Annotated in this window: 13 protein-coding genes; 7 read left to right on the top strand and 6 right to left on the bottom strand. The window is 45.2% G+C overall.

Annotated elements, in window-relative coordinates:
• Window positions 1–37: 37 nt before the first annotated feature.
• Both ACKWCA_RS07825 and ACKWCA_RS07820 read right to left on the bottom strand, forming a co-directional pair.
• Window positions 38–1,195 (bottom strand): Gfo/Idh/MocA family protein, encoded by a 1,158-nt coding sequence (locus ACKWCA_RS07825; RefSeq protein WP_413977617.1) that lies wholly within the window; start codon window positions 1,193–1,195, stop codon window positions 38–40.
• Between the two features lie 69 nt (window positions 1,196–1,264).
• Window positions 1,265–2,308 (bottom strand): sugar phosphate isomerase/epimerase family protein, encoded by a 1,044-nt coding sequence (locus ACKWCA_RS07820; protein ID WP_413977616.1) that lies wholly within the window; start codon window positions 2,306–2,308, stop codon window positions 1,265–1,267.
• 244 nt (window positions 2,309–2,552) lie between these two features.
• Here ACKWCA_RS07820 and ACKWCA_RS07815 point away from each other — a divergent pair, with 244 nt between their 5' ends.
• The 7 genes from ACKWCA_RS07815 (at window position 2,553) to ACKWCA_RS07785 (ending at window position 10,755) form a co-directional block, all read left to right on the top strand.
• Window positions 2,553–3,797: an MFS transporter gene (locus ACKWCA_RS07815; RefSeq protein WP_413977615.1), complete on the top strand. Its 1,245-nt coding sequence runs from the start codon at window positions 2,553–2,555 to the stop codon at window positions 3,795–3,797.
• Between the two features lie 106 nt (window positions 3,798–3,903).
• Complete coding sequence (locus ACKWCA_RS07810) at window positions 3,904–4,740, top strand: sugar phosphate isomerase/epimerase family protein (protein ID WP_413977614.1); 837 nt, start codon at window positions 3,904–3,906, stop codon at window positions 4,738–4,740.
• Between the two features lie 27 nt (window positions 4,741–4,767).
• Entirely contained in the window at window positions 4,768–5,880 is a 1,113-nt protein-coding gene (locus tag ACKWCA_RS07805; protein WP_413977613.1) for a ThuA domain-containing protein, read from the top strand.
• Between the two features lie 685 nt (window positions 5,881–6,565).
• Window positions 6,566–7,246 (top strand): DUF4331 family protein, encoded by a 681-nt coding sequence (locus ACKWCA_RS07800; RefSeq protein ID WP_413977612.1) that lies wholly within the window; start codon window positions 6,566–6,568, stop codon window positions 7,244–7,246.
• 27 nt (window positions 7,247–7,273) lie between these two features.
• A complete protein-coding gene (locus ACKWCA_RS07795; RefSeq protein ID WP_413977611.1) occupies window positions 7,274–8,032 on the top strand; it encodes a DUF4331 family protein in 759 nt (252 codons plus the stop codon).
• A gap of 88 nt (window positions 8,033–8,120) precedes the next feature.
• Window positions 8,121–9,398 (top strand): tetratricopeptide repeat protein, encoded by a 1,278-nt coding sequence (locus ACKWCA_RS07790; RefSeq protein WP_413977610.1) that lies wholly within the window; start codon window positions 8,121–8,123, stop codon window positions 9,396–9,398.
• Between the two features lie 196 nt (window positions 9,399–9,594).
• Complete coding sequence (locus ACKWCA_RS07785; protein ID WP_413977609.1) at window positions 9,595–10,755, top strand: DUF3095 family protein; 1,161 nt, start codon at window positions 9,595–9,597, stop codon at window positions 10,753–10,755.
• Window positions 10,756–10,844: 89 nt separating this feature from the next.
• Here ACKWCA_RS07785 and ACKWCA_RS07780 read toward each other — a convergent pair whose 3' ends face one another.
• From ACKWCA_RS07780 to ACKWCA_RS07765, 4 genes are all read right to left on the bottom strand, one after another.
• A complete protein-coding gene (locus ACKWCA_RS07780; RefSeq protein WP_413977608.1) occupies window positions 10,845–11,639 on the bottom strand; it encodes an anti-sigma factor in 795 nt (264 codons plus the stop codon).
• Between the two features lies 1 nt (window position 11,640).
• Entirely contained in the window at window positions 11,641–12,171 is a 531-nt protein-coding gene (locus tag ACKWCA_RS07775; RefSeq protein ID WP_413977607.1) for an RNA polymerase sigma factor, read from the bottom strand.
• 102 nt (window positions 12,172–12,273) lie between these two features.
• A complete protein-coding gene (locus ACKWCA_RS07770; RefSeq protein ID WP_413977606.1) occupies window positions 12,274–15,324 on the bottom strand; it encodes a DUF6797 domain-containing protein in 3,051 nt (1,016 codons plus the stop codon).
• A 1,409-nt stretch (window positions 15,325–16,733) separates the two neighbouring features.
• Window positions 16,734–17,777 carry an adenylate/guanylate cyclase domain-containing protein gene (locus tag ACKWCA_RS07765; RefSeq protein ID WP_413977605.1) on the bottom strand — a complete coding sequence of 348 codons (1,044 nt, stop codon included), beginning with the start codon at window positions 17,775–17,777 and terminating at the stop codon, window positions 16,734–16,736.
• Window positions 17,778–17,974 lie beyond the last annotated feature (197 nt).

The raw sequence follows: 17,974 nt of genomic DNA, 5'->3' as shown, positions 1-17,974 counted from the left end.
TCTTTTGCCGATACGCCCTCCTTCGAAAGGACGTTGCTCACGACCATTCGACACCAGTATCTTTCCAAGTTTTTGCCTTTGCGGATTCTAAGACCGCCTCACAGACTTTCTGGGTTTCTTGGGCTTCCTTGAAGGTTGGTGAACAGGGTTTCCCATCCTCCAAACATTTCAAGAAATCGGCTACTTGATGCACAAAGCTATGCTCATATCCAATGGATAATCCAGGCACCCACCATTTGTCCATATACGGCTGGTCGCCATCAGTTACATGAATGGAACGCCAGCCTCTTTCGATGGACTCATCGCGATGGTCGAAATACTCTAGACGGGTTAGGTCGTGCAAGTTCCACTTAATCGAAGCATGTTCCCCATTGATTTCGAAGGTAAACAAAGCCTTATGCCCTCTTGCGTAGCGCGTGGATTCGAACAGTCCGAGAGACCCGTTATCAAAATGGCAATGGAAAATACAGGCATCATCGATATCGACTTTTTGTTTTTCGCCGGTTCCGGTATGTACCCGCTCCTTAATAAAGGTCTCTGTCATGGCGGACACATCGGCTATTCCTCCATTCAGCCACATCGCAGTATCGATACAATGCGCTAGCAAATCACCGGTAACTCCCGAGCCTGCCGCGGCATTGTCGAGTCGCCAAAGTCCTTCCCCGCCTTGTGGAAGTTCAGGACTTATGGTCCAGTCTTGCAAAAAGTTGGAACGGAAGTGGAAGATCTTGCCTAGTTTACCTGAATCGATCAACTGCTTGGCAAGAGTGACTGCGGGAATGCGTCGGTAATTGAAATATACCGTATTTGGCACCCCTGCCTTTTCAATAGCATCGACCATCGGTTGGGCCTCGGCCACCGTACGGGCCAACGGTTTTTCGCAAAGTACCATCTTACCGGCTTCGGCGGCGGCAATGGCAATTTCGGCATGCATGTTATTCGGAGTGCAGATATCAATAGCGTCAATATCATCTCGTGCGATCAGTTTTCGCCAATCTGTCTCATACGATTCATAGCCCCATTGTTCGGCAAATGCTTTTAGCCGATCTTCGTTTCGCGCACAAACGGCTTTCAACACAGGCGTATGTGTTAATTCTGGGAAAAAGTTCCCTACGCGTCTATAAGCATTGGAATGTGTACGGCCCATAAATCCGTATCCTACCAAGCCTATTCTTATTTCTTTTTTACTACTCATTTTTCAAAAGTGTTATCGTGAAGAATTCGTCCCCTAAGGCCTTTACAAGAGCACGGAAGTTCTATTAATCTATTCATACCAGCCATGCAGGTCGCGCACTTGGATCATAGCACCCAAAATATCATTCCAGGTCTTGGGTTGCATCATGACATCATTGGGAAACATACAGCCATCCCAACAGATATGTCTGAACTTTTTGGTGAGCACCCCGTTTTCGTCACGTAACCAGTGACCGGCATCTACGGCAATATCCAATTTTCCGTTGGGATCTGAGGCCTGACAATGCCTTCCTGTTTTATCGTGGGAACCCGAGCCAAAAACGGTGCCATCATTTTGAGCCACGTGAAAGTCGATAGTCCACGGTCGAAGGGCAGCGGTTAACGTTTTAAGACCTTCTGACAAAGTCGCTCTATCATTCCAATCAAAGTCTTTCGGCAGTATACGCTCATCTTCCTTATTGTATCCTAGGAGATATAATAAGGTATGCGCCATGTCTGCTTGAAATCCGATATTGGGTCGGTCAACGGCCTCAAGGGTCTTGAGCATGGTTTTCCACCCGTGCATACCCCCCCAGCAGATTTCACCTTCGGCAGCGAGTGACTCCCCATAATCCGCAGCTACATCACAAGCTTCGCGAAAGGTTTGGGCTATCAATTTCGTATTTCCGACTTCATCTTTGGCCCAACTTTCGGGGTCTATGGAAGAGTCGATGCGCACAATGCCATTTGGCCTTACCCCGATATCACGCAACTTCTTGCCGATCTCGCAGGCCTTTCGCACTTGAGAGACGAATTGCTTTCGCTCCTCGACGGAGCCCATTGCGGAACCTCCACCGGTGCCGGCCCAAATGGGTGCCACAAGGCTTCCGATTTCCAGGTTTTTGGCCTGTGCCTTATCGGCCATGATCTTGATAGCATCATCCGATGAATCGATATCCAGATGAGGGTCGGCCACAAAAAGATCGAATCCGTCGAATTTGACTCCGTTTACCTCGGCATTTGCTGTGAGTTCGATCATAGTGTCGATATCGATCGGCGGTTCGGAATCGGGACCTTTACCTACCACTCCGGGCCAGGAGGCATTGTGTAATTTAGGGTAGTTGTTTTTTTGCATTGTGAATGTGATTTAGTGGTATTTGTTTGTAACGTGTACGTGCACAAAGACAACTAATTTAATTAAAATTCGACTATTATGGCCGATAAAACTGTTGGTTTTGTAAAAGGGACGCTTATTTTGTGATAAACCGACAAGACTTGGGCAAATTAATTATGATAATAACAAAAAAGTAAGTAAACTTATAGACTCAAAAAGCACTACAACCAATTAATCTAACAGTTTATACAAACTTTTTCAAATTATGGAAACGAATACTTCAACGAATGCCAACAGACTCTTTTATGGTAGTTGTTTTGCCTTGATCACAACTGCTTTTTCCTTTGCTATTGCTGCGGGCATATTAGATCAACTCAAAATAGAACTTGGTTTGACCGCAAGTCAGGCCGGTATTGCAACATCAATGTGGTTTTTAGGGTTTCCGATATCCATGGTTATCGGTGGATTGATCTATCATAAAGTCGGCGGAAAGGTAATTATGCAATTCGCCTTTTTTGCCCATGCTATTGGTATTTTAATGCTCATCTTCTCTGGAAGTTATGTAGGGCTGTTGATTGCTAATTTACTCATTGGGCTTGGAAACGGATGTACCGAAGCGGCCTGTAACCCTATGATTGCGGATGCTTATGAGGGGAATAAGATGAGTAAGATGCTAAATCGGTTTCACATGTGGTTTCCAGGAGGTATTGCCATAGGTAGTCTACTATCAGGGTTCATGACCGATAATCTTGAAATATTGGGCCGTAACCAAGTTTGGTTATTGTTGATTCCCACATTTATCTATGCCTATTTGTTTTTCGGACAGTCATGGCCAAGGGCAAAAGTGCAAGAGGCCGCAACACTAACGGGCAATGTCAAAGCCATGATCACCCCCTTATTTCTATTTATCGCCGTATGTATGTCCTTAACCGCCATTTCGGAATTTGGTCCGAACCAATGGGTAAGTCTGATTCTATCAAAAAGTGGGGCCCACCCCATGATCATTCTTGCATTAACGGCCGGACTCATGGCCGTGGCTCGTTATTTTGGCGGGGACATGGTGGCTAAATTCGACCAGACCGGTGTGCTTCTAGGCTCGGCGGTATTGGCGACCATCGGCGTCTATCTTTTTAGTACGCAAACCGGGGCCATGGCCTACGTGGCAGCTATCATATTTGCCTTAGGAATTGCCTATTTCTGGCCGAATATGATTGGTTTGGTCGCTACTAAGGTTCCAAAAAGTGGAGCGCTGGGAATGTCGATTATCGGCGCCGTGGGGATGTTCGCGAATACCATTTTTCAACCCATCATTGGTGGATGGATCGATGCTGATCGAGCGGTCGCCGAAGCGAATGGATTAACCGGTGATGAATTAGAACTCGTCTCGGGGCAAGCCACATTAGGAACAATGGTATTATTTCCTGGAATTCTAATCATACTTTTTACCATACTCTATTTTTGGCTGAAGAACAGAAAATCGGATGATGCCGTACCCGCAGCGGCTCACTAATTAAGATTGAAATATTGAACAATCCCCTGCCTGCCTCAGGAGGGGGTTGTTTATTTAGGGGGTAAGCTTCCCCCTCTTACAAGAACGAACATTAAACGCAATTGCTATGAAAATAGGAATGAACATGCTCCTTTGGACGAATCACGTTACTGAAGAACACTATCCCATTATAGACGAACTCAAAGCCACAGGTTACGATGGTATCGAGCTGTATATGGGCGAGGGCGATGTATCGCATTATACCCTACTCGGAAATCATTTTGCCGATTTGGGCCTCGGCGTGACCACCGTCACCGGACTGGCCCCAGAAGAGAATATTTCAAGTGCCGATGCCCAAGTTCAACAGGCGGGTCTTGATCGTCTAAAATGGGCCATAGATAATGCCCAAGCATTAGGTGCCGATAATATATGCGGGCCGTTACACTCCAGTTTTGCATACTTCACCAGACAGCCCCCTACCCAAGATGAACGAAAAAGAAGCGCCGAAATGCTTCGCAAAGCTGCAGAATATGCCGCAACCGCCAATATCATACTATGCCCTGAGGCATTGAACCGCTTTGAGTGCTATCTCTATAACACCATGGCAGACCTAAAGACCTTGGTCGAAGCCGTTGACCATCCGAATTTGGGAGCTATGTATGATACACATCATAGCAATATTGAGGAAAAAAGTCAGTCTGACGCACTGCGTACAATTGCGCCCGTTTTAAGGCACGTTCATATCAGCGAGAACGATCGTGGCACGCCCGGAAGTGGTCAGGTGCAATGGGATGATGTATTCCCTACACTGAAGGAGATCGGCTATGATGGTTGGCTGACCATTGAAGCATTCAGCACCCTTATTCCCGAATTTGCCAACGCCATCAATGTCTGGCGCGACTATTCCCCTTCCACCGAAATCTATACCCAAGGACTTGAATTTATCAAAAATGGCATTCAATAGCCCCTTTAACCAGTTAACGATTCGAAAATGAAAAACTTGATTTATGTGTTTGTCTGTTTGGCCTTTATCACCTGTAAAGAACAAAAAAAAGAGGAAGTTATCGAACAAGCCGTTGTAGATGCTCCTGAAGAATGGCTCGTTTTTGAAGGCGCCACACCGAATGCCAAGCATATTGTATTGGTCTCAGGGGATGAAGAATACCGCTCGGAAGAAGCGCTTCCACAATTGGCCAAAATTCTATCGACCCATCATGGCTTCAAATGCACCGTGCTGTTCGCGCAAAACCCAGAGAAACCCGGAATTGTTGATGCGAATTACGTGAAGAACATCCCTGGACTTGAAGTGCTCGACTCCGCTGATATGATGGTACTACTTACGCGTTTTCGGGCCTTACCGGATGCTCAGATGCAGCACTTTGAGGACTATCTTAAGGCGGGAAAACCGATAGTCGGAATTCGAACGGCCACCCACGCCTTTAATTTCGCAGCGGATGATGAAACCAACTTTGGGCATTATAGTAATGCCTATTCTGGAGCGATGGAAGAATGGACAGACGGTTTCGGCAGATTGGTCTTGGGTGAAAAATGGCATACACATCACGGACACCACAAGCACCAAAGTACGCGGGGAATCATTGCGGATGGAGCTGAAAAACATCCGATAGCTTCCGGAATAGAAAGTGGCAGTATTTGGGGACCAACCGATGTCTATGGGGTTCGCCTCCCGCTTCCAGGAGATAGCCAACCGATCATTTTAGGTCAGGTCATCGATCGAGAAGGTGACTTTGATGAAAACGACTTGTTCTTCGGACTGAAACCGACCGATTCCAAACTGGCTACTGAAAACAACGAGGGCCTAAAGGTCAATACTATTTTGATGCCCATCGCTTGGACAAAAAGCTATCAAATTCCTGGTGGAAAAGAAGGAAAAGCGTTCGCCTCAACAATTGGTGCCGCAACTGATATGTTGAATGAAGGGGTGCGTCGTCTGCTTGTAAATGGTGTTTTCTGGGCCATGGGCTCACCCGTTCCCGAATCGGCCAAAGTAGATCTTGTTGGCGATTACCAACCCTCCGCGTACGGGTTCAAAGATGACAGCTATTGGGTCGACAAGCACCTGACCATTGAGAGCTTAAAGTAGGGACTGAGATTCTTCTCTTGGCCGAAAACCGATGCGTTCGACCCTAAAGAAGGGCGACACTTCATTTTATCCCTGAGTGGTGATCACTCACTCGGGCCGCTTCTCGGCTTCCAGCCTGTGACGGATGAAACTCATCCGGCCTATAGTAGCTGTAATCGCTTGTACGATTAAAATGGTTCTTCTAGACGCTTCCGACCGGACAACGAATAGCGTTGTACTCCGAAGCCACATTCGTGTTTTTTTATAACACCGGCAAAGGTATTGCAATACGCCCGTGAGGACCACTCCATGAAGAAAGCCAGTTTAACCTTAGATGCCCTGCAAAGGGCACTAAAACGCTCCCCTTCCAAACCACAACACTCTACTTTCAGGCAGTGACGCGGGGCCTTGTTACACTACCATGTCACCCTAATTTTTTTGCACTAATCTCGGTTGCCTCCTTACTTCCAAGATCAAGATGATCGATCGAGGCATAATTGGGTTTTGCGATCATTTTGGTGAAGATGTCCCGGTTTCTCGATTTGGTCAACTCGGGATTTTGGCCCTAACTATTCCACATGTATCGTTCCAAAATCTGGACGACTCTCGACACATCCTTACTTAACAAATTTTTAACGTTTAAAACCAAACCTGCAAAACCAAACCGCGTAGATACCCCCGAATAATAATCTAAAAACAATGTAAAATGAAGAAAACAAAAATGTATTTAGGGCTGCCCGCTTTGGTCGTGGCAGGTATCGTATTGATAGCAGCGGATCATATCGATGCTCCCACCACCACCGGACAAACAGCCGATGTAACCGACTTTTTCGCCTTCGAACCTACTGAAGGCTCGGACAACACCGTATTCGTCGTAGACCTACAGACCAACGTTTTGCCGGATTTGGCCTATGGCGAATTCGATGAAAATGTACTGACCGAGATCAATATCGACACCAATAACGATTTGGTGGAGGATCTCGTCATCCAAGCTATTCCGAGGGATGGAAGAATGTATTTCTTCGGTCCTGTTGCCCCGGCACAAACCGGACTGAACAGCACGGTGATGACCGATTTACCTTTAGGGGATGTCACTATTTCGGGAGCCACTGCGGTGACCGAAACTACCGCTGATGGCGTAAAGCTCTTCGCGGGGCCAAGGCAAGATCCCTTCTTTTTCGATTTCTTTCAGTTCAATGCGGTAATAGGAGGAATGGCCCCAGGGGGATTCAAACCAGCGGGTGAGGCGGAAGACACTTTCGATGGCGCCAATACACTCTCCATTGTCGTCGAGCTTCCGAATAGCATGCTCGGTAGTACCTCTGGCACGAATGCCCTAGGCCTGGAAGTATATAAAACCTGGGTGACAACGAACGTAAAACAATAATTCTAAAAAATTTAAAACGTAAAGATTATGAAAATTAGTGCAAAATATATAATGTTCTCGCTGCTCACTATGGGTCTTGTAACCTCCTGTAGTGATGATGATAATACACCCATTGTCATATTGCCGACCTGTACGGACGGCATCATGAACGGTGACGAAACAGGTATCGATTGTGGTGGTACCACTTGTGAACCTTGTGATGACGGCATGATGACAATCGATTTTGCCGGCACCTATAGCCAAATCGATTTCATGGGCAGGCCAGGCATTAATACCGTCTTCGGAACGGATGACAACAAGGACGCCCAGAACGTTGCGATACCTTCTGAAATGGCAGCTGCATTTCAACCGGCCTATGAGGCCCGGCTTGAGGCATATCACGACGTGTATGCCGGTCTGTTAGGCTTAGATCCCACAGCTGTCAACTACGAGAATAATATTTTGGGCTTGGATGCCCCTACCTTGACAGGCTACCTGGCTGCTGATGTTTTAGAAGTCGCGCCCAACCTGCCGACCACCTATTTCAACCCTGGAACGGATGCCGATATGGATGGTAGTCTGCTCGTACCTGACGGTGATGAGGTAGCGCTGACCGGACGAAGACTGGATGACGACATTATCGATGTTTCCTTGATCCTCCTTTTTGGTGGAACCACCGGAGATCGTTTCAGTGGTCAGGATACGGATATGGATGGTACCGCTGACCTACCTCGATTGACTTCCGATGGTGTCGGTCTTACGGCCACTTTTACGGATACCTTTCCTTATATCGGAGCTCCTGAATAAGTGATTGGATCTATGAAAAAGGATGATAGGGAGCGCGGCGACTCGCGCTCCTCTTTTATCACATTGTTCAACCTAAAAAACAGAACCCATGAAATACTTCAGTATCCTAATAATGTCTTTGGCACTACTTTCCTGTAGCCAAAAAACAGAACAACAAATCACCTCAGCTTCGGATTATGAGCATTATCTCGCATCAAAGCCCGCAAAGACGACCTCAAAATACTTCGAGCTCTGGAACTCAAAAATCAAACCTGATAGCATTCAACTGACCAGTTTTAGTGTAGTCGGGGGCGAATACAATAGATACTTTCAACAGACCGGAAACATCGATTACCTCAAAAAATCAGAGCAGGCCCTAAAAAAAGCCGTGGAAATCGCTGCCGTCGGAAAACCTACCTTGCGTAGAGCGCTCGCCAGAAATTATATTTCACAGCACCGCTTTAAGGAAGCCTTGCAATTGGCGCAAGACTCCTATGTTAAAAGCAACGGATTGAAAGAAACCCAAAGTCTGCTATTCGATGTTCATATGGAGCTTGGCAATTATGGAACGGCCAAACAGTATCTCGATAGCATAGCGAACGATACCGATTTCGGGTACCTCATACGCAAAGCAAAATGGCAAGATCATCAAGGATATTTAGAGGACACTATTGTCTTGATGGAGCAGGCCAAATACAAGGCCCAGGGAATGCAAAACGAAAACCTTATCCTTTGGTCATACACCAATCTTGCTGATTATTACGGTCATGCGGGAAGATTGGAAGACTCATATCAACACTATTTGAAAGCGCTCGATATAGACCCACAAAACGCCTATGCTAAAAAAGGTATTGCTTGGATCGTTTTCTCCCATGAAAAAAACCCTGAAGAAGCGATGCGTATTCTCGATTCGGTAACAAAAGACTACCAAGCACCGGATTACTACATTTTAAAAGCGGAGATTGCCAGGTATATGGGCGATGACCTTGCATATGCCATGAATCTTGATGCCTATATCAAGGCCACGGCAAACCCAAATTATGGTGATATGTATAACGCCTACCATGTGGATCTTTATTTGGAGGAGACAGCACAATACCCGATGGCATTGGCATTAGCAAAGAAAGAAGTAATCAATAGACCGACACCTGAAAGTTATGGCATGTTAGCGACAGCCTACTTGCATCTAGGGGACAAGGAGAAAGCCTTGGACCTCGTTCAGAACCATATCGCCGATAAGACCTTTGAGCCCGCCATACTATATCGTGCTGCTGAAATATACAAGGCGAACGGATTAAAAAATAAGGTGTTGGCCTTAAAAAAAGAGCTTTCGGAAGCAGCATACGAATTGGGACCGATACTGCATCATGAAATTACACAACTCTGATGTATGCTATTTCCAGTTTTTAGGTTGAAAGCGATGCCATGATTTTCGGATTGTGGCATTTTTTGTTCGAAACAAGGGCACGCTAAGTCAATCCTTTTCCCTAGTTTAGGAACCTTAGTGTCCTGGTTTTTGAACTCAGTTGGCTTTTGTGGCCACAAACTACCAAAGGAATGGCGCCGCTATAAAGCAATAGTACATGGAAAACACTTTATTCTATAATCAATTGCCGGTTTATGATGGCTCGGTCAGTGACCTACTGGGCCAACCCGAAGTTTTTACATGTATCCCTTCGGATTGGCACATACTTATTACGGACATCAAGGATTCTACAAAAGCCATCGATAGTGGCCTATCTCAAGTAGTCAATCTCATCGCTACCGGCAGTATTATTGCCGCTTTGAATATTGCTTCCGAAGTAAAGGTCGATATTCCCTTTTTCTTCGGTGGAGATGGCGCTACCCTAATCATTCCTTCGACCCTATTGGAAGAGACCATGACCGCCTTGGAAGCACATCAGGCCAACGTACAGGACGAATTTGATATTGAGCTTCGAGTGGGCAGCTTTCCGATCTCGGCCATATACCAAGCGGCGAACGAATTAAAAATCGCAAAAGTACGCGTCAATGCCCTGTTTTCGATTCCAGTTGTATTGGGCAATGGACTACAGCTGGCGGAGCGTCATATTAAATCGAAGTACCGTTCTCCTCAAACGACGACCAAAAACGAGATGGCGTTACGTCTCGAGGGCATGGAATGTCGCTGGAACAAAATTCCGCCACCCACCCATTCCGATGAGGTCATTTGTTTATTGATCGATGCGATTCACGGTTCGGAACAGGCCATGGTATTCAAGGGGGTGCTCGACAAGATAGATGCGATTTATGGTCCGCATCAAAACCGGAACCCGATCTCAATACCGAAATTAAAATTGAATACCAGCCTACAGAAAATCAGAACGGAACTACGTACACGAAAGCTTCGGTACGGTTTTATGGAATTACTTAAGGAATGGATGTACACGCTCATCGGAAAAGTGGGGTATCTTCCTCATAAATCAGGACAGGAATACTTGGCCGAGCTCGTTCAACTTTCCGATATTTTTGTGTTGGACGGTCGTATCAATATGGTCATTTCAGGGCGATCCGAGAACAGGAAACTCTTGGTCGATTATTTGGAGGAAGAAGAAAAAAACGGGAGACTGATTTTTGGCGTACATGTCAGTGAGGAAAGTATTATTTCATGTTATGTACGCAATAGAAAAGCCGACCATATCCATTTTGTGGATGGTGGTGCTGGCGGCTACACCAAGGCGGCAACAATGCTGAAAGGAAAAATAAAAGCATTAAAATCGAGCTGATTCAAAAGTCTATGGAACTTCAGGCTAATGCGGGTATTCCCATGGAAATCAAATTGGTTATTCCGATTCGGAAGCTACCCAAATCTTAATTAAGAAGAAACAGCGCCCAAGGCATACAACTGCTCTAGATTAGGGGACACACTACCGCCCGCGGGCTCCAAGGTGATGCCAAATGCCTCTGAATCATTTGGGTTGGCCAGTGCGAATACCTTGTTATCATCCGAGACAAAATCCTCTAAAATTCCCATGCTCGTCGGGGTCAACGGATCCACTTTTAAAGACCACACTTGATAGACCATACCATCAGGGGGATCGGGTAGGCCCTGTGCATCAATAAACACCTTTTGTTCTTTTTTGTTCCAGTAGGCCTTGGCATAGGATTCTGGGGATACCTTCTGCCCCCCCAAAGGAACGACGGTGATGTCTTTATCCCGGATGGTCTGTAACAGGGTCCGTGATTTTTCCAATGAAGTATCCGACTCGGCGATTTGCTGTTCCAATTTCCTATTTTCTTGATTGGCAACTTCAATTCGCGACTTCAGTTCACTATTCTGATTGTAAACCCAAAACAATCCAAGGGCCAATAGAAGTGAAGCTGCCCAACCCAAATAAGCTGTCCAATTGGTGTCCTTTTTAGCTATGGTGACCACCTTGGTGTCATCCTGTAGTGGCAAGCGATTTTTAAGCGACTCGAATTCAGGTTTTTGGGAAGGAGCCGCAGTTCTGGCCAGGTCCAGCACAGCCGCTTCGATGGATTCGATTTCTGCGGCGATTTCCGTATGTTCCATAGCAAGCGTGTACACTTCCGAATTTTCTTTTTCGGAGAGCTGTCCTGCAACATATAGTTCCAGAATACCCGATGCTATGTACTCGTTTACATCCATATTATAAGTTCAGGTTTTCCCGCAATTGCGAAATACAACTTCTATTTCGTGTCTTTACCGTACCCACGGGGATTTCGAGTTCCTCTGCGGCCTCTTTTTGGGTGTATCCCCTAAAATAAAGCATTTCGATAATTTCAATGCACTTGGCCTTTAGTCCTTTAACCAGACGCTTCAGACGGTCCGTATCGATTGTCCCCTCCGATGATTCCTCATAGGCTAAAATACCTACGAAGTAATCCGCGGAAAGGTTCTTTTTTGAGTTTTTATGGGATTTAGAGCGCACTTTATCGATGGCCGCATTACGGGCAATGTTCAATACCCAGGTAAAAAACCGCCCCTTTGAACTATTATAGTGCTCTGCTTTGTTCCAAACCTTCAAAAAAACATCTTGACAGATCTCTTGAGCCAGGTCTTCATCTCGCACTATGGTGTTGATTGCACCGCTGATATTCACCGCATACATATCATACAACTTCTCGAATGCCGAGACGTCCTTCTGACGAAAGCGTTCTACTAAAGCCTCTAATTGCATGTGATTGTTCCGGTTAAGGTATAAAAATAGACAAAAGGGAAGAAATTACAGGATTCGAACCCTAGAATTATATCTTCTTTCCGGTGGGAAGGTATCGGCGATTTACATGGAATCATTGGAACCACCCAGATGATGAACCGTGCTTTGTACCGTACCCTCGAGAACAAGCTTGTCCGTGCTTAACAGGTCGTAGGAAATCGTCATCACATCTACGGGTTTTATATCCTTTAGGAACAGCTGAATCGATTTTCCATCCGGTTGAACGACCGCTTGAGCAACTGGCAGTGTCAGTCGATCATAACGATCGGAACCATACTTGCTGCTTCGCTTTAAATTCCAAGTTTGGATTACATAGTTATCCGTGTCCGTTGCCGTTTTCAGGTCCAGCGGAGCATCAAATTCCAAAATGATTCCGGAGGTTGTCGTTTTTAGGGCGATGGGAGTTGTTATTGGTTTTCCCGTATACCGAATGCGGTAAAGTCCGCCACCACGTAACATTTGATTTGTTCCCCAGGCCGACATACCGCAAGCGTACAACTGTCCATCAACCGGATTAAATCTTCCGCGCATGACCCCGGTCAAGAACTTGATTCCGGGCAGGTCGACAACCCCGCCTTGCATCTGCCCATTTACTTGCTCATTCAGAACCAGCTGTATTTTTCCGAAACCATAGGAAAAACTCAATAAGCTACCATTTAAGGGCCCCCACTGTTTGCTAGCTACCCACAACAACTCTGAAGGAGATCGGTCGAACTCCATATCCAACCAGACCATAGGCTGCTCCATAGCGATCCGAGTGCTGTCTTTAGGCGGATCATATCCCCACATATTGCCATAAAACTTCCCCTTACCATCAACCCAATTGATTCGATTCATCGGGTTCCAAAACCCCTGTTGGTCGGTGACCAAAAAACTTCCATCGGGATTGATACAAACACCGTTGGCGGCCCTGAACCCTTTCGCGATGATTTCTGTCTTGGCCCCATCTTTGCTCACTTTGAGCAAGGTGCCGTGTTGGGGCACTAGAGCTTCACGGGCATGACGACCACTTTTGGCGTAATACAGATTGCCCTCTTTATCGGCCTGCAGCCCCATGGCAAACTCGTGAAAGTGATCGGTCACTTGGTGGTCATGGTTAAAACTCTCATAAAAATCGGTTTCCATATCGCCGTTCAAATCGCGCAATAGCACCAACTGATCTCGACAGATGACATAGATATTATCGTTCAAAACTTTGATCCCCAGAGGCTGAAAAAGTCCCGAACCAATGCGTTGCCAACTCAATTCGCCCGTATCGTCCGTGAGACCTGTGATATGCCAAATGTCACCGTCCGTTGTGCATACTACTGCTTGGTTGGCGTCTTTCAGGAAATCAATACCACTCAACTTCATTCTGGAAGCCCATGGGTTATCAAATGGCGGTGTCAGTTGATCAACGGCAAAAGAACCGTCATCCGAACCTTTTGTGATCGTGCTTTTCAGAATTTCGGGATAGTGTGGTTCACTCTTACCTAAGGTATATTCGCGTAAATCTTGAGGTGCGATCTTACTTGTGGAAAGGTTCGCAAAGTCTTGTCGATCTGTATCGGCTATAAACAATTTGATCTTCGCTCCCTTGACACCTTTTACATTCAATATCGTATACCCTTCTTCTCTGGACAAACTCGCACCTTCACCCACCATTTCAACCCCAATATTCTCGGGAGCCACCCGCATTTTCAATAAAGAAGTCGAGGGGGAAATATTGAGTGTTCTGGTAAATATCGTGTCGTTCCCATGGCCTTCCATCCCGAATTTCTCCAAGATATCGGCGGTTCCTACGGAATAGGAAATCACGATTTCGTCATTGTGATGGTATACTCCTTTATAATTTGCCCAAGACTTCGGTAAGGGACCAAAGGCACGCCCATCTCTAGCCCTGAATCGTGGGTCTTCAAAAGAGCCTGTTTTAGGATTGGCCCATCCGGGGCCGACGGGAGTTTCAAAATGAAGCTTCCCTATAGTCCGTGGATAGGTTTCATGCTGGTCGTTTAACAGAATCCCGTTCCAATCGATAAAACCTTGACCTGTCCACCCACCGGCGACCCGCATCAGGTCGTGATCAAAGATCATCCATGCTTTTCCCTTCGAAACTCCGCCTTCGCCTTTATCCAAACGGACAGCAATGCCTTTATATGCAAAGTTATTTTTGCGGTAATCCTCATCAGGATAAGGTACTGGGCGGGGGGAATGATAACGCTCAATGCCGGTCTCTTCGTCGACGAGTTCATAGGTATTAATGAAAAAGTTGCCGTAGTCCATATCGGCCCAAGGCTGGTAGGGCTTTGCCGCAGGACCTTGGGAAGTTCCCTTGGGCAAACCGGAAAGATAGCCCCGAGTATTGGCTATGAAAGCCTCCCCTTCCCTTGGCTTGATATATTTTTGACGGATATACCCAATGACATCGTACTTTTCTTGTGGCGTCAAGACGGGCTGCGGGGGCATGGTACCATAGCCTCGGCTTATGGTCTGGTACATGGAATAGGCATCGCTACCTGATTTCAATTCCTGGTTCCAGAACTTGGTCGAAAGGGGAATGGAGCCTTCCACTTCCTCATTGCCATGGCAATTGATGCAATTGGAACTATAAATACGTTCACCACGCTTGTACCCCTCGCGATCCATAGTTGCGATGATTCCGGCATGGTCAATATCCCGTTCCAATTCGCCTAAATCTTCTACGGAAAGAACATAGGTAATATTGGAGCGGTCAATGCTAACCAACTCCTCCGATTGTCTCTTGGCCGTAAAAGGAAATTGTTCGTCTTCAGTACGGAGGGTACCCACAAAAGTTTCTTGGTCAAAAACACCCTCCAAAACCGCTTCATTTCCGAACATAACCGCCTCGCCCGATAAATTCGTACGGGTGACCTTCAGGTTTTCGAAATTGAACGTTCCATCCTCTAAAGACACCAAAACAAGGGTCGCCCCATCATTGCCGTTCTGGAGCTTCATCGTTCCCTGAGACTGCCAGTCTCCAAAATCAATTTGATAGTCCCAAGAACCTTCAGGCGTACTTTGTTGGCAACCCCACACGAAAATGAGTATCAAGAAGAGACCACTTGATACCACTTTGGTGCGTATTTTCCGAAGACAAAGGAGTCTCAGAAACATCTGTCTAAAGTACTGTTGGTATCTCGAGCGTAGCATAGTCTTATAAATGTAAGGAATAAATGTCCCCGAACGAATACCTGATGACGAAACCTAACGAGCAATGAACCGGGTCGGTCTTTCCACTATTCGGATCCCAAATACCTACAAAAGTAGCCCGTAGCTGTAACGCTTTAAGATAAGCGGAGTCTTTAATGTAAAATCATCAAAAATTGGGCTTCATCATAATTTATTGATTATTAGCTATTTATAAATCATGTAGTTCCCTTGAAACCTAACAAATGTTAAATTTTATATAATATAGTACCTTTTTATGCATAGTACTGTAACAAAATAAAATCCGCGTCGTCTATTAGACATATTGCAAGCCGCAGAACGGCAAGCAAGTTTAAAAAACAATTCGTATAACAACTCGTATAACAACATCTAAAAACAACATATTATGAAAGCATCAATCACAAAAACAGCTACAGAATCAAAGACAGGACAGTACTTCTCAACTTTTAGAGGTACCAAGAGAGCACAATGGGCCCAGTACAGAAATTTTAATCGTTAAGATTTCTTGGGAGCTGAAAAGGAACAGTTGAAACCAATAAAACGACAATTCGGCAACAACAGTTTCGGCTCCTAAACTAACTGAAGCATATTTGTACCATCATAAACGAATAAACAATATTAAAAATAAAACATCATGAAAGCAACTAGCAACAGAACAGCAACAGAATCAAAAACAGGACAGTACTTCTCAAACTTTAGAGGTACCAAAAGAGCCCAGTGGGCCCAGTACAGAAACTTTAATCGTTAATCAAGAAGACATCAATCAAATACCGATAGCAATCGGGACTAAAAACAAAAACATCATGAAAGCAACTAGCAACAGAACAGCAACAGAATCAAAAACAGGACAGTACTTCTCAAACTTTAGAGGTACCAAAAGAGCCCAGTGGGCCCAGTACAGAAACTTTAATCGTTAATCAAGAAGACATCAATCAAATACCGATAGCAATCGGGACTAAAAACAAAAACATCATGAAAGCATCAATCACAAAAACAGCAACAGAATCAAAAACAGGACAGTACTTCTCAACCTTTAGAGGTACCAAAAGAGCCCAGTGGGCCCAGTATAGAAACTTTAATCGTTAGTCACGGCGACACATCAATCCCTAACAACGTCATGAGCACAAACATCAATCAATATCCAACGGAATCGCGAAAGTTTGCCCTTCCTTTCAATCGGGAAGACCGCATACGGATCCGCTGGTCACAACCCAAGTGCAGTCTCTAATCAATTCTGCCAAAACACACCAACAAAGGGGATACACTTCATCAATGTATCCCCTTTGTTCGTTTGGGTATTTCATTTCCTTACGATTTCGGTCGGAAACAAAACGAAAATAATTTGCAAAACACAATTACCGTTGTATTGCAAAAATCGCCACCTTTTGGGCTTTACCTTTCAAGGGTATATCACCCAATGGTATAAACTCATGGGTACTACCTGTTATTTTATTTTTCAGGTTTTCGGAAATCAGTAGTTCCTGATTGAATTCATTGCACTTCTTTTGAATTCTTGCTGCCGTGTTTATCGTATCGCCGTGATAGGCGATTTCCTTTTTGTATTTCCCTACTTCCGTGGCGGTAATAACACCCTCATTCAAACTGGCCTTGAAATGGGGAACACAATCATACTTCTTGGAATAGTATGGCTGCTTTTTGAGTAGTTTACTTTTGAACGTATAAAAGGCATTGATGCAGTTTTGATTTCGAAGTCCATCTTGCAAGCGCCACGTCAGGACCGCCTCATCGCCCACATATTGGTAAATCTCCGCTTCGTTTTCTATAACGACACCTAAATCATTGAAACAATCTTGAATAAGCCTGCTATATTTAATATGGCCCAATCTTTCGGCATGCTGTGTGGAATCTTTCAGGTCAAGAAACATAAAGATCCGATCTTCTTCATGAGGTTCGTAAAACGCTCCCATGAGTATTTTCCATAACTTGTTTTCGCCGAACATCAAATTGACCTGCCATAGGGCCGCCATAAAAATATCGGTGGACAAGATATAAAAGTAAATTGCGGAACTCCCTTTATCGGAAGCAAAGTCCATCAGACTAATATCGACATCCAAAAGCGGAGGCACGATCAGATAAGAAACCAGTATCAATGTAATTAAGAACGCCAGCGACATCGAAATGCGAATTGCCAAAAGTTTTCGGGCCGATGTACGCTTATAAAACCGTTCATCGGTTACGATTTGTGCATATCCGGAAATACCGCCAAAAAGCGGTCCTATGGTAAGTGCATATAAAAAGCTGGTTGAAATATCAAAATCTATTGCCCCATCTTCCGTGGCCCCGACACCTCTGATAATTGTCAAAAATAGTAACGACAAGGTCCATCCAATACAAAAGGTACGGATAACTCTTAGGCGTCTTCGGTTTTTAAAGGTCAAAACTCTCTTTTACGAATTAAGGATTGGGAATACGCTCAAAAATATCAAATTAATAGGTATACCATCACAAAGAACGGTGCTATCACCATGGTATTACAAACAAAGCTCGTTTGATTTCTTGAACGGTTTTCTTGAGACCTTCCCTTTCCGCCAGCGACAGTTATTAGAAATGGGGCCAAGCCAATCTCAAATGCAAT

The organism is Maribacter corallii, from assembly GCF_047345415.1.
GTDB lineage: Bacteria > Bacteroidota > Bacteroidia > Flavobacteriales > Flavobacteriaceae > Maribacter_C.
This window is presented reverse-complemented; position numbering and strand designations above follow the sequence as displayed.